The 13649-nt window shown below is 52.9% G+C and carries 8 protein-coding genes; 2 read left to right on the forward strand and 6 right to left on the reverse strand.

From position 1 onward, the window contains the following. The first annotated feature begins 12 nt into the window (after window positions 1–12). Window positions 13–858, forward strand: a complete 846-nt coding sequence (locus ACS5NO_RS26295; RefSeq protein WP_439417894.1) for a ThuA domain-containing protein — start codon at window positions 13–15, stop codon at window positions 856–858. Between the two features lie 6 nt (window positions 859–864). Here ACS5NO_RS26295 and ACS5NO_RS26300 read toward each other — a convergent pair whose 3' ends face one another. Both ACS5NO_RS26300 and ACS5NO_RS26305 read right to left on the reverse strand, forming a co-directional pair. Next, window positions 865–2103 carry a TlpA family protein disulfide reductase gene (locus ACS5NO_RS26300; RefSeq protein ID WP_439417895.1) on the reverse strand — a complete coding sequence of 413 codons (1239 nt, stop codon included), beginning with the start codon at window positions 2101–2103 and terminating at the stop codon, window positions 865–867. A 66-nt stretch (window positions 2104–2169) separates the two neighbouring features. Continuing rightward, a complete protein-coding gene (locus ACS5NO_RS26305) occupies window positions 2170–3084 on the reverse strand; it encodes a serine hydrolase (RefSeq protein ID WP_439417896.1) in 915 nt (304 codons plus the stop codon). A 74-nt stretch (window positions 3085–3158) separates the two neighbouring features. Between ACS5NO_RS26305 and ACS5NO_RS26310 the strand changes: the two genes are divergently transcribed. Next, window positions 3159–4778 (forward strand): Na+/H+ antiporter, encoded by a 1620-nt coding sequence (locus ACS5NO_RS26310; RefSeq protein ID WP_439417897.1) that lies wholly within the window; start codon window positions 3159–3161, stop codon window positions 4776–4778. 9 nt (window positions 4779–4787) lie between these two features. On the opposite strand, the gene ACS5NO_RS26315 is transcribed toward ACS5NO_RS26310, so the two are convergent. From ACS5NO_RS26315 to ACS5NO_RS26330, 4 genes are all read right to left on the reverse strand, one after another. Beyond that, window positions 4788–7079: a GH92 family glycosyl hydrolase gene (locus tag ACS5NO_RS26315; protein WP_439417898.1), complete on the reverse strand. Its 2292-nt coding sequence runs from the start codon at window positions 7077–7079 to the stop codon at window positions 4788–4790. A gap of 76 nt (window positions 7080–7155) precedes the next feature. Continuing rightward, a complete protein-coding gene (locus ACS5NO_RS26320) occupies window positions 7156–10962 on the reverse strand; it encodes a DUF2278 family protein (RefSeq protein ID WP_439417899.1) in 3807 nt (1268 codons plus the stop codon). A gap of 18 nt (window positions 10963–10980) precedes the next feature. Then, window positions 10981–12042 carry an AAA family ATPase gene (locus ACS5NO_RS26325; RefSeq protein WP_439417900.1) on the reverse strand — a complete coding sequence of 354 codons (1062 nt, stop codon included), beginning with the start codon at window positions 12040–12042 and terminating at the stop codon, window positions 10981–10983. Between the two features lie 3 nt (window positions 12043–12045). Beyond that, window positions 12046–13599 (reverse strand): CHAT domain-containing protein, encoded by a 1554-nt coding sequence (locus tag ACS5NO_RS26330; protein WP_439417901.1) that lies wholly within the window; start codon window positions 13597–13599, stop codon window positions 12046–12048. Window positions 13600–13649: the final 50 nt, after the last annotated feature.

The following is a 13649-nucleotide window of genomic DNA, read 5'->3' on the forward strand; positions in this document are numbered from 1 at the left end:
ATCGAACTATTCATGAATCGATTGGCTACGGGAATGCGCTTTGGTTTGTTTTTGCTGCTGCTGACTTCGTCCATTGGCTGGAGTCAAAACGACAAGGTGAACTGGAAGAAAGTCAAGGTGTTGGTGTATACCAAAAACGGGAAAGGATACGTCCACGACAACATTCCGTTTGCCGCAAAGAGTATTCAGAAGCTGGGCGAAGAACACGGTTTTAAGGTGGACGTCACGGATCAGCCGTCGGTTTTTACGGAAGACAACCTGAAACAATACACGCTCCTGGTTTTTCCCAGCACCAACAACGATGTCTTCGACACCGACGCCCAGCGGCTTTCGTTCCGGCGGTACATCGAAGCCGGGGGCGGTTTTGTGGGTGTGCATTCGGTGACGGGGACCGAGCGGAACTGGACCTGGTTCAAGCGCATGATTGGCGGCACCTTCGCCTGGCATCCCAAATTTCAGAAGTTCAAAACCGTCGTGATCGACACCAAACATCCGTCGATGCAGGGCATTCCGAAAGTCTGGGAGAAGGAAGATGAATTCTATTTTACCAAGGAAATGTCACCGGGACCCACCGTGGTGATGGCCCACGACCTGACCTCCCTCAACGGCGAGGAACCCGAAAAAGTAAAGATGTTCGGCGGTTCTTTTACGAACCTGTATCCGGCTGCCTGGTACTACCATTTCGACGGCGGTTACACCTGGTGTACGACACTCGGCCACGACAAAAAGGATTATTCGGAACCGCTGTTCATGAAACACATTTTTCAGGGCATTCAGTACGTAGCCAGTCAGGTGAAGAAAATCGATTTCGGTAAAGCCTATGCCGATTCGCGGGACACGCCGATCCGGGATAATTAAAACCGGTCAGTTCTCCAGCAGTTTCACAATGTCCTCATAAATGGCATCGGCTGTGCTGGGGCGTTTGGCATTCAGGTCGGCCATCTGGCCTTTTTTGTCGATCAGGATGTAACGCGGAATGCTCTGAACCCCAAAGTATTGTACAATTCGCGAGCGCCAGCCGCCCCTCGACCAGCCTTGGTCGCCGGGTAGCTGGTGTTTTTGTAAGGCCGTCTTCCAATTCGATTCCGAATCGTCAATGGAGATGTAGAGGAACGCGACTTTTTCCAACTGCTTCTTTGTCAGGCGCTCATAGAGTTTTTTGGAGTGCGGCACCTCGCCGATGCACGGTCCGCACCAACTCGCCCAGATGTCCAGATACACCACCTTGCCCTTAAAATCGTCCAGCGTGACGGGTTCGCCGTTCTGGTTCAGAAACGAAAATACATTCGGATCGACCGGTTTTTTCTTCGCAGCGGCTGCGGCCGGTTTGGGTTCGTCTTTCCGGCTCATCACGTCTCCACAGCGTGTTTTTACCAGTTCCGTATAGGCCGTTGCGTTTGGAGTGGCTGTGAGGGCCGCAAACACTTCGCGCACCGAAGAAGGTGTTGCTTTTTCACAATTATCAAGCAACAGCCGGGCCAGGGAATATTGGTACGGTTTTCCGGTCAGGTGCTGGCGGGCATAACCGGCTTTTTCCGGAAGCATTTTGTGCATATCATCCGGCGTATATTTGGCAAAATTCCGGGACTTTGAATTGAAATACGTCACGTAATAAAACAGAAAATTTCGATAGGGTTCGGCAATCATTGCTGTTTCATCGTTCGTTTTCGACTCATCAAAACCTTCCAGCATGACGGCGGGCAGCGATGGCACAGTTTGCTGCGTAGCCTGCGCGTTGGTCCGGACGATGGGCCAGGCCATGAGCAGATGCCAGTAATTCCAGCGGATGCAGTTCTCGATGTATTTTTTGAATGGTTCGGAAAACTGGCTCATCTGCGGATGCGATTGATAGAACACCAGTTGTGCTTTTCGGGCCGAAAACAGCGCCATTTCCCAGCCGTCGACACCAGTTGTCTGCGCTTTGGTATATTGCGTCGGGGCATCGAAGTCGGTTTTGAATTTCTCATTAAATTCTTTCAGAAAACCCAGTTCGGAGCTTGCGGAAAAGACGGTTTCGGGCCTGGGTCCCTGATACATATCCTGCGAGAACCCGTCTGGTAAAAAGCGGGCGATGAAGAGAAAGAGGAGGAAGATTTTTTTCATGATACTTTATTGATTTTACAAGCAAATATTAGTCCAAACCAGCGTTAAAACGCCGGAGTTGGGTTCTTATTGGTAGAAATATTGATAAATCATACCGGAAACCGTCGCCAGGGACTCGACCACGGCGGCATCACTTTTGATTTCTTTGGAGAACAGCACCAGAACGTACTGTCGGCCATCGGGTAGAAAAACGATGCCTGAATCATGCCGAACGGTGGCAAAGGAGCCGGTTTTATGCGCCACTTTGACGGTTTTTGGTAATTTTGCGGGGATGACGGAGTTAAACCGCTGATCGAGCAGAATCCGGATCATGTCTTGCGAGGCTTCCGGGCTCACGGCTTTTCCGGTGGCAATTTTTTCGAACAGGAGCATTAAATCGTAAGCCGTAGTCGTATTGTTCAGCCCTTTCTGGAACGCTTTGGTGTCTTCCACGCCCCGCCGAACCTGCATGTCCCGGATACCCATGTCGCGCATAGTTTGCGTGACTTTTTTGGCGTCGACCAGGTCGATGATCAGGTTGGTGGCCAGGTTGCTGCTCAGGATAATCATGTCGTACATGACCGCCGAAAGGGGGAGCTTCGTGCCGACTTTGGTATAAATCAGCGTGTCGCTGTCGTCGGTCGCTTTCAGGCTGTACGGACTGCCATCGACGATGCTTTTGAATTCGTTTTTGATCAGAATGGAGTCGGACAGAGAAAACCGCTTTTGGGCGGCTTGTTTGTAGACCTCGATCATCACCGGCGTTTTCATGGTGCTGGCGGCATGAAATTCTTCCCGTTCGTGAATCAAAAGCTCTTGTCCGGTGGTTAAATCCTTGAACGCGACGGCGTATCGGCCCGGCTCTTTAGCCAACTGGGTTTCAATTTGCTGCCGGAATTGTTCCAGCGTAGGTTTCGATTGCCCGAATGAGAAAAGGGAGATGAGTGAAAAAAAGAAAAAAGAAATAACCCGGCGAATCGCCATGTCGAATTGAAAACCCATACCTTAATTCGGTTGTAGTAGCTGGATGATTTAGCGTTCTAAAGTAAGCATTTTCTGTAACAGAAACCGTCTCGATGACCAATCTTGAAATCGTTTTAGTGTTAATGGCCATCCTGGCCGCCCTGGCATCCGTTACCCAAAAACTGAAAATTCCGTATCCCATCCTGCTGGTGATTGCCGGTCTGGTGCTGGGCTTTTTGCCCATTGTGCCGGACATTCACCTGGAGTCGGAGGTGGTTTTTCTGATTTTTCTGCCGCCGTTGTTATACGAAGCCGCCGGCAACATCTCCTGGCACGAATTCAAAGCCTACCGTCGGCCCATCGGTTTGCTGGCGGTCTGGCTGGTTTTCTTCACCACCGTGACCGTCGCCGTGGTCGCCCATTATTTTATCCCCGGTTTTAGCTGGCCGCTGGCGTTTGTGCTGGGGGCCATCACCTCCCCGCCGGATGCGGTGGCGGCCACGAGTGCCACCCGGGGGCTGGGACTTCCCAACCGGCTCATTACCATTCTGGAAGGTGAAAGTCTGGTGAACGATGCGTCGGCGCTGATTGCCTACCGGTATGCGGTGGCGGCTGTCACCAGCGGGAGTTTCATTTTCTGGCAGGCTGGTTTGCAATTTCTTGTGGTGGCCGCCGGGGGCGTCGCCATCGGACTCGCCATCGGCTACCTCTTTCGGCATATTCACAACAAGCTCGAAAACCCGACGGTGGCCACGACCATTACCTTGCTTTTGCCGTTTGTAGCGTATTTGCTGGCCGAACACCTGGGCGTTTCGGGGGTGTTGGCGGTGGTGTCGACGGGCCTGTATCTGGCCTGGAATTCCTACGAAATTTATTCGTTTCAAACCCGGATGCAGATCAACGGTTTTTGGAATATTCTGATTTTTCTGCTGAACGGTTTTGTTTTCATTCTGATCGGGTCGCAGATGCCGGTGATCCTGAAAAACATTGAAGACCATTCCGTGGGACGGCTCATCGGTTTTGGTCTGCTGATTAGTTTTGTGGCCATCGTCACCCGGATTGTCTGGATTTTTCCACTGGCCTACATCAATTCTTTGCTGGATCGGGGGAAGAAAAAGCGTATCCTGTTCAGACCGAACGAGCTGTTCATCACCTCCTGGGCCGGGATGCGCGGGGTGGTGTCGCTGGCCACGGCGCTGGCCTTGCCGTTGACCCTGAGCAATGGAAAGGCTTTTCCGATGCGGAATGAGATTCTGTTCATCTCGTTCATGGTCATTTTTGTTACGCTGGTGCTCCAGGGGCTAACGCTGCCGTTTTTTATCCGCTGGCTCAACGTGCAGGAACCGCCGGGAAAGGCCGTGCAGGAAGAAAAGAAAATCCGCCTGGCCATCACCACCAGTTCGATCACCTACATCGAAGGCGAACTGTCCATGAACCTGCACGACGAGGTGCTGAGTGAATTAAAAACCCGGTTTGAGCAACAGACCAACTACCTGAACGGGGTGTTGCGAATGGACGAAAAACCCAAAAAAGGAGCACCACCCACGGCTGCGAATTTCTTTCGGGAGTTTGTCGAGAGTGAACTCGCCGTCATCAACCACCAGCGGGATCTGATCATTCAATGGCACAAGCAAGGGACCTTCAGCGAAGAGTCCATCCGCCGGATCGAGCAGGAACTGGACATTCGCAGCCTCGGTTTGCAAACCCAGTTGCGCAGGCTGGACCCGGTTTAATGGGAAAATCTACTGGTTTTCGGTCGAAAACGAATAAGGAAATGCATCTGGTTTCGTGCCGCGTTGCTGGTTCGGCGTAGCTTTCATCGTAAAACCGACGGTTCCGCCCTGCATCAGCACCCGGTGGCTCAGCCAGTTGGCCGGATGCGGTTTTCCGTTCAGCGTCACGGCGTCGACGTAGCGGTTTGGGCCGCTGTTGGTGGGGGCGTTGATGACCAGTTTTTTGCCGTTTTCCAGGTGCAGTGTGGCTTTTTTAAACAGCGGAGCGCCCAGAACATACTGATCCGTGGCGGGGCAAACCGGGTAAAAACCGAGCGCGGAGAAAACGTACCAGGCCGAGGTCTGGCCGTTGTCTTCGTCCCCGCAATAGCCGTCGGGCGTGGGCAGATACAGTCGGTTCATGACTTCGCGCACCCAATATTGCGTTTTCCAGGGCGCCCCCGCGTAATTATACAGATAAATCATGTGCTGAATCGGCTGGTTGCCGTGGGCGTACTGACCCATGTCGGCGATCTGCATTTCCCGGATTTCGTGGATCACGCTGCCGTAGTAGCTTTCGTCGTAAACCGGGGGCAGGGTAAACACCGAATCCAGTTTGGCGACGAACTTTTGGGGGCCGCCCATCAATCCAACCAGTCCCTGCACGTCGTGGAAAACCGACCAGGTGTAGTGCCAGCTATTGCCTTCCGTAAACGCATCGCCCCATTTGAACGGATTGAACGGTTTCTGAAACGACCCGTCCTCGTTTTTGCCCCGCATCAAACCCGTCGCCGGATCGAAGAGATTGCGGTAATGCTGGCTGCGTTTGGCAAACCGGTCGATTTCGGCCTGCGGGCGTTTCAGAGCCTTCGCCAGTTGATAGATCGTAAAATCGGCATAGGCGTATTCCAGCGTTCGGGCGGCATTTTCGTTGATTTTAACATCATACGGCACATACCCCAGTTTGTTGTAATACGAAACACCCCGGCGACCGACGGCATCCAGCGGGCCTTCGTTTTCGGAATTTTTCAAAACCGCTTCGTAGAGGGCATTGATGTCGTACCCGCGCAAGCCTTTCAAATAGGCATCGGCCACAATCGATGCTGAGTTCGATCCGATCATCGTGTTCCGCAAACCGGGACTGGCCCACTCGGGAAGCCAGCCGCCTTCCTTGTACGCATTCGCCAGCCCTTCCTGCATCTGTGCGTTGAGCGACGGATACATCAGGTTCAGAAACGGAAACATCGACCGGAACGTGTCCCAGAAACCGGTATCCGTAAACAGATAACCCGGCAAAACCTGGCCGTTGTAGGGGCTGTAATGCACCACTTTTTTACTGGCGTCGATTTCGTAAAACTTCCGGGGAAACAGCAGCGAGCGGTACAGGCAGGAATAAAACGTGCGGGTTTGGTCGACCGAACCACCTTCCACGGCAATCCGGCCCAGCTCTTTGTTCCAGGCAGCTTTGGCTTTCTGCTTGACAGTTTCAAAACCGTCTGAGCCGATTTCTTTCAGGTTCAGTTCCGCCTGTTCGGGGCTGATGAACGACGACGCGACGCGCACGTTGACCGTTTCGCCCTTCCGGGTTTTGAAACCAACGACGGCTCCGACGTGGTCGGCCTGAAATTCGAGGGCCTGCTGGTCGGCTTTTTTGTCGTGAAAAACCGTCCGAAAGGTGAAGGGTTTGTCGAAAATCAGGACGAAATAGTTCTTGAAATTGGCCGGAACACCCCCGCTGTTTTTGGTTGTATAACCGATAATTTTATTCTCTCCGGGAATGATTTTGATGAACGAGCCTTTGTCCAGCGCGTCGATCACGACGGAAGCACTGTCGGTTTGCGGGAAGGTAAACCGAAACCGGGCGGCCCGTTCAGTGGGCGCGATTTCGGTCGTAATGTTGTGATCGGCGAGGTACACCCGGTAATAATACGGTTTGGCCACCTCGGATTTGTGCGAATACCAGCTCGCCCGTTCGTTTTCGTCAAAGCGGACTTTTCCCGTCACCGGCATGATGGTAAACTGGCCGTAGTCGTTCATCCAGGGCGAGGGCTGGTGCGTCTGTTTGAAACCCCGGATTCGGTCGGCTGCGTAGGTATACGCCCAGCCGTCGCCCATTCGGCCGGTTTGCGGCATCCAGAAATTCATGCCCCAGGGCAGCGCGATGGCGGGGTACGTATTGCCGTTCGACAGGCTCGGTTTGGAATCCGTTCCCATCAACACATTGACCAGTTCTACCGGATCGGAAACGGGTTTGGCGGTTTGGGCCGTGGCGGTCTGGAACAGAACAAGGCAGAATACGAGGGAGAAAAGAGCGGTACGCATCCGGTTTGGTTTTACGGGGATTCGGTGAATTCGCGCGCAAAGGTAAAGCAGAATGGCCGGGAATGAATGCAGAATTTTACTTCGCCGTCGCTTTGACCGGATCGCCCTTGGCATCCGTCGTGGTCGACTGGGACGAAAACCGGATGGCAATGGCTTTCAAACTTCCCGAATCGAGAATAATCCCGCCATCCTGCCAGGGCGCGTTCAGGACATCGTTCGGCGAATAAAAACCCTGATTCTGGTGGACGTAGTGGATTTCATAGAAGCCGTTCGGCAGTTTGAAGGGGTTCGTAGACGAGCCAGGTTGCCAGTGGGCACCCCAGACGTAAATCCGGGTGGGTGATTTTTTGGAAACGCTGACCAGACCGCCCAGGTAAGCCTTTCGATCGACCTTGAAATCCGCGTACGAATCGCCCGTGCGCAGATAATCAAGTGCTCCAGAGAAGCTGGTTTTATCCAGTTTATAAAAACCCTCTTTTGCCGAGCTAAACCGCTGGAAGCCCGGAATTTTCCGAACCCGTTCGTTCTCCGCCATTGCTAAAACAGGCGTATCCGACGACTTGCCGTACGACGTATTCGGCTGATTGCCAATGCGTACCTGATAATAGTCTCCATTGGCAGCGATGAGCAAAAACAGGTTGTTACTGACCATCCGGGTTTCCCGAACCTCGCCCACCAGCACCCCGTAATCGCCCGGAATTCCGCGCTGGACGACCGTCGGCTGGGGTTCCTGTTTCACGTCGGCATTGGCGGTGTTGTCGATGGGCGAGACAGCCGCCGGTTCGGGATCAGGCGATGAGGTTGCGGGCCGTTCGTCCGTGGCCGGTTTGGTTTGCGTGGGATAGGGTGTGGATTTCGATGGACTTTTGGTGCGAACCGGCGGGGCTTTCTTTTTCGGAACGGATTTCTTCCGCGGGTTCGTAATTGTTGAAACAGGTGACGTTCGTGTAGCCTCAGGGATGTCACTTGGATAATTTCTAAAATACAAGTTAATCCGGGAGGCATCAATTCGGGCCAGTGAGTCTAGTTTTTGTTCCGAAAGATTCAGTCGGGGTAGCCGTACCCTAAGGACATTTTCTTTGCCAGTGTTTGGCAAATATAAATTGATCCAATTGAATTGAGCAGCCTTTCTGGCCCGAGTGATTTCTCGTTCGAACTGGTCTTTTATTTTCTCGTAATCCGTTGCTGTTTTAATCAGATTAGCTTCGTGTTTTTCAAGTATTTCCACTTGTTTTCGGACTGAATCAATCGGGATATCTCGATTTAATAGTTTGATGTATTGAATTATATGGGTATACTGTGGTATAAAACCGCTGGTTGAATACCAGGACACTGGAGACAAAATTTCATTCACTTCTCCTAAGGGGCTGAGCCAAAGAGACGTATTTGGTGTGGACTTGAGCCAGGATAAGGAATCGACGGCTATCGCGCGATCATACCGCAAAGCGTGTAAATTATAGGTAGCCTCGAATGTGTTTCGTTGACGGAGTGAATGTATTAATAAAGTAAGCTGTAAGCGGTACAATTTAGTATTAAGCTGATACGCTAGTTCATCACGTTTTTCAAGTAAATTATCTCGATTCCTGATTTCGCTTTGATTATATAAATTAGGTCGAATTCCTGCGGAACTGTAAAATTTTGCGACGCTACCCCTATGTTCATTTATCTCTTTTTCCAGATTTAAAATGTAGTCCATGATCGGAATACTGCGATTGGTGGGCGTAACTACAACTAATCCAAAAAGTTCGCATACATCACGTAAGTCGGATAAGATGGCTTGATCGCGAAACTTATCCTGAGAAACCAAAACTGCCAGATTGTTATACATCACGGCACTATCGGCCCGAAGCGAATCGGACGCGGTGTAGAAAAACTGTTTCAAACCCGCCTGGGGTGTGCCGCTGGTTTTGGGGAAAATGAAATACCCGGCGGCTAATCCGAAAACCGCCAGGATCGCCAGCGTCAGGCCATAGGCCACGACTTTCCGGCGTTCGTGAGCGGTCACCTGTCGGTCGACGGCCGGGCTGGTGATGAGTCCGGCTTTCTGAAACGGAGCCAGTTTTCGCAAGGCTTCCGCTCGGTGTTTCTCATCGGTGAGCATCACCTCGTAGGTGTGCCGTTCCCGTTCTTCTTCGGCCAGGCTACCCGGACTGGTCCTGACTGATTTGAGCAACTGCAGGACATCCTGGTGAATGGCCGTTTTCAAGGCAATTGGCAGTTCGTCAAAGCGGGCGAGCAGCTCCTGCCGCAGCGGTTCCGGGATGCTGCTTTGCTGCAACCACGGCAAGGCGGTTATTTTCAGGAGATTCGTAGTGGTGACAAAGGCATCGGTTCCGGCGTAGTGTTCAATGGTTTTGCCGATTGCCAGCGTCATTTCCCAGGTTGGCGTCGGGTAAACGGCGGTGGCGTAGGCCCACTGTTTCAGTCGGCTGGTTTCTTCCTCGGTCGGTTTTTCGGTGTCAAACGGATTTTCGAGAAACTGGTCGATTTCAACGATGGTCAGTTTGCTGGCCGGTTTCCCGAAAAAGCCCCGGTCAGCGGCCGCAGCGGTGTTGACCTGCAACTGGCGACGCAGTTCCTGAAACGTCGGATGCTCCCCCGCCTGAAAATACGTCCGGAGCAGCAACTGCCCGTCGGGCGTGGCCGGTAGTACGATGAAAAACCGGGCGAGAATGGCTTCGATGGACGTCCAGTTTTCGGGATACACCGGCGTCAGAATGGCCCGTTTTTCCCAGCCATCGAACCCGTTCGTAACCCAGGGTGTCACGGTTCCCCGGTCGTAGTCGATCAGGCGAATGCCTTCCGTTATCAGCACCAGGTACGAATGGCGGTGAAGCCGGTAAAGATCGCTAAGGGCAATCCCCTTTGGGTATTTTTCGCTCCGGCAGATCCGCGGGTCACTGTTGAAAAAAAACGTTTCCAGCTCAACCTCGCTTTCGGTCAGCACCGACCCCAGATAAGCATACAGCCGGGCCTGCTGGTGGAACGTCGAGCGCTGATCGATCAGCACCAGATACCGGGGGCGCAGTTTGATTTGCTGGTAATAAATCGAGGGATAACCGCCCCGACTGGCCGTGGCCCGTATGGTGCGCGAAACATCCATCATCCGCCTTTGGCCTTCATCTCGCTGGTTCAATTGACGCGCCCAGACGTCCATCGACTCGGCGACTGTGATCGTTTTCTCCTGATCCGGAAAGGTCAGGAAGTAGGGCGGGCCGTCGCCCGGAATGCGTTTTCGGTTCGGAAAAAAATACCGAAAGAGGACCGCGGCTACTGCGCCCGTGGCCAGCAAAACCGCCAGCAGGAGATACCCGGTCTGTCGCGTGTACATGGTGATTCGTGTGGGATTCGCCTGAATGAGCGGAAAAGAGGGGTACGAAGACGGCCTGACAATGGGACTTGGCTCGATGCTTCTGGTGGTGTCGGCAACCAGCGGCTGGGTCGAGTCGGGTGGTGAATGTGAAGGGTCTTTTTCAGGGATGACAATTTGCTGGGAGTGATAAACCGCCAGGCCGATGAGAATCAGGATAATAACGGACAGGAATGCCACCCAGATCAGTCGGTTGGGCTTCGGCGGTTTTCGCGAATCCGCTGGTTTCTCGGCAGTTTCGGCCTCTTTCACTGCCTGATCGGAGAACCGGACGACCTGATCAAAGATCGCTCCGAACTTTTCCTGCTCAAGGTCCGACCGCACCACCACCGGGCCGAGCAATTCCTTCAATTCCCGGCGTTGCCCGGCGGTGGTCAGTCCGTCCGGAAACCAGGTGTCGGCAATTCGAAAACAGCGGTCGTAGACCTCCGGCGTCACCACAAAGCCTTCCAGCCGAAGTTGCTCGAGTAACTCACCCAGGGGAAGCGGTCGATGGGAAGAAACGGGCGTCATGGCCGTCGGGAAAAACCGTTACAGGGTTTTGAGGAGTGCAAAATCGTCGGCGTGTTTGGCCAGAATGCTGTAGCTCGCCAGCCGTTTGGGTTCATCCACCTCCTGCAGCGGGCGGGGGTGGAGAATGTCGTCACGCAGGAAATACATCCAGCTAATGAGCTCGGCAGTGGCCGGTTTTTTCTTCAGATTGGCATTTTTTACGGTCACGAAATAGGCAATGTAGTCTGCAATCGTCTGTTCAACAGCGTGCCGTTTCGATGCGGTTTCGGTTCGATCCAATTCTTTGTTAAAGATTTGATTCAGAACGATCTCCATGAGCTGATCTTCCTTCGGAAACTCAATGTGGTAAAAGATGCACCGGCGCAGAAAGGCATCGGGCAGGTTTTTTTCCGAATTGCTGGTCAGAATCACGAAGATGTTTTTAGACCCGATTTCGTATTCTGCGTTGCCGTCTTCCCGAACCTGAAACCGGAAACGATCCAGTTCATTCAGCAGGTCGTTCGTAAAATCGCGGGGGGCTTTGTCTACTTCGTCGATCAGCACCACCGAGCTGCGGGGTTTGGAAGCATCTACGTCGTTCATGGGCAGATACGGGCATTTATCGAGCATCACCGGATTGCTCAGCACAATGGCCTGCCCGAGCGCCTGGAGCCGGATGTGCCGGGCCACCTCGGGAACGGGCGGTTTTTCAGGAATCGACAAAACCGTTCCGGCAGCGGCTCCGTTGGCGGAAACCTCCGGTTTTTCCGGTTCAAAATGGGTCGCGTGGAAATGGCCAAGGGCGTCGTACAGGTAAAACAAATCTGTGGATGTCGATACGGTTTTGGTGTTGAAAACCAGCGGTTTGCTCAGGTACTCGTTCGGGTATCGGGCGTGCAGATCGGCGGCTAGTTTTTCGGCCAGCCGGGTTTTTCCGGTTCCCGGTTCCCCGGTCAGTAGCAATGGTTGCTTGAGCAGAATCGCCACCCGAACGGCGTTGTAGAGGGCCGAGTCGAGGATGTAATCCGAAGGGTTTTTCGCCATCCGTGGAACATTCAGTTCCGTTTGCTCGTCAAATTCAAATTTTTCGACCAGGGCCATCTTTCAGGGAGTTTGAGGGGTATTGAAGCGTTCGATCAGCGTCAGGAGTTTGTCTTCCAGCGCCGGGACGTCTATTTTTCCGGGATGATCCGGCTGAAAAATACTGGTAATCACGCGTTCTTTGTCCGCATCCGGCGCGTGCCGGAGGTAGTTCCGGAACCATTCTTCGAGGTATTTCCGCTGATCGGGAACAGCCAGCAGTTCGTCATCCTGATTCAGAATAATGAGCGGACTCCGGGCGGGGTCGTCGGGATCGACCAGGCCGGAGTTTCGGAACGGTTTCAGGATTTTTTTGATGGAATGACCCGGCATAAAAGCTGAAAACCAGCTTTGTTTCGGCGTAAAAATAATGTTCCAGAAAAAGAGCAGATACGGATGGGCGGGCGAATTCGCCCCGGTTTCGGGTGGGCGAAATTCCGTCATGAACTGCCGGATCGACGCCAGCACTTTTTCATTCAGATCGTCGGCATTGATCTGGAGGGCGACAATCGTATACTGGCTGTTTTTGATCGCCGGAATGCCCAGAAACTCATCAAACGACAGGCTGGTGCTGTCGTCCTGGCCTTTGACGATTTTATAAAGTTCGCGCCGGATCTTGAGGGGCGTGTCGTAGGCCCGGTTGAGTTTGACGAGCATGTCGTCGGCGTCGCGTCGGCGGTCGTTGGGATCGAACGGGTAATTATAAATCCGGTTGGGGTTTTTCGTGATTTTCTCGTAGACCAGCTTTCGCGCCAGGCCCAGCGGAGACTGGTAATCTTCGCCCACGATCAGGTAATGCTGCACCGGTCGGTACAACACGTCGAGTCCCTGGCTGAGGTTGAAGCTGGGATCGAACACGTTGCGGTATTGATCCCGGTCACACAAAAACGCCTTCTGCCGGTCGATCAGGGGGACTTTTTCAGACGGTTTTTGTTTGGATACCAGCGTCCATTTCAACACCTCGGGCTGGTTGTAATACAGCCCCCAGGCACAGGGCACCTCGGGGTTTTCGGTCGGGAAACCGCCCCGCGTAAATAAGGTAGATTTTTTTTCGGACAGCAGGGGGGATTTTGAAACGGCTTCGTCAAATGCCTGCTGGAGGGTTTTGTGCGGGCGGGTAAAGGAATAATAAAAGTTTTTAGCCAGTTCGCTGGCCTGACCGTCGGGCACGGCGGTCGATGTGGCGATGATGGCTTCCACGCCGTGGGCGAGGAGCGTATCGACGTACCCGTAGGTGGAGCAGCCGTTCAAAAAAATCAATTTCGGTTTCTTTCCACTCAATAATTTAACGAGCTGGTTCTGGTTGTAAATGCCATCGGACAGCACAAAGTGGGTTTGACTGGCGTGACCACAATAATGAAAAATGGTTAGTTCCTGACCGATTTTTACCAGGGCCCGATGAATACTGTCCGCATCGGTTTTGGTGGAGGGCGTCGGATAGACAATGTCCTGGTTTATTTCCAGATCATACAGCAGTTCGTCGATGTATTTGATTTCGTCGTCAACCGCATTTAAATACTGAAGATCGTTCAGAGTAGACGGGTTGGCGCTGGCGATAAAAATAACGGGCTTGCTCATAGACCTTCCAAATCCGGTAGACGGCGTGACACCGACTTTGGAAAGTAAGA

Source organism: Larkinella fluvii (genome assembly GCF_051857545.1).
In the GTDB taxonomy this organism is placed as follows: domain Bacteria; phylum Bacteroidota; class Bacteroidia; order Cytophagales; family Spirosomataceae; genus Larkinella.

Coding starts and splice junctions, on each gene's coding strand:
- ACS5NO_RS26325 (WP_439417900.1), bottom strand. CDS start 12,042: ATGGCCCTGGTCGAAAAATTTGAATTTGACGAGCAAACGGAACTGAAT.
- ACS5NO_RS26315 (WP_439417898.1), bottom strand. CDS start 7,079: ATGCGTACCGCTCTTTTCTCCCTCGTATTCTGCCTTGTTCTGTTCCAG.
- ACS5NO_RS26320 (WP_439417899.1), bottom strand. CDS start 10,962: ATGACGCCCGTTTCTTCCCATCGACCGCTTCCCCTGGGTGAGTTACTC.
- ACS5NO_RS26295 (WP_439417894.1), top strand. CDS start 13: ATGAATCGATTGGCTACGGGAATGCGCTTTGGTTTGTTTTTGCTGCTG.
- ACS5NO_RS26330 (WP_439417901.1), bottom strand. CDS start 13,599: ATGAGCAAGCCCGTTATTTTTATCGCCAGCGCCAACCCGTCTACTCTG.
- ACS5NO_RS26310 (WP_439417897.1), top strand. CDS start 3,159: ATGACCAATCTTGAAATCGTTTTAGTGTTAATGGCCATCCTGGCCGCC.
- ACS5NO_RS26300 (WP_439417895.1), bottom strand. CDS start 2,103: ATGAAAAAAATCTTCCTCCTCTTTCTCTTCATCGCCCGCTTTTTACCA.
- ACS5NO_RS26305 (WP_439417896.1), bottom strand. CDS start 3,084: ATGGGTTTTCAATTCGACATGGCGATTCGCCGGGTTATTTCTTTTTTC.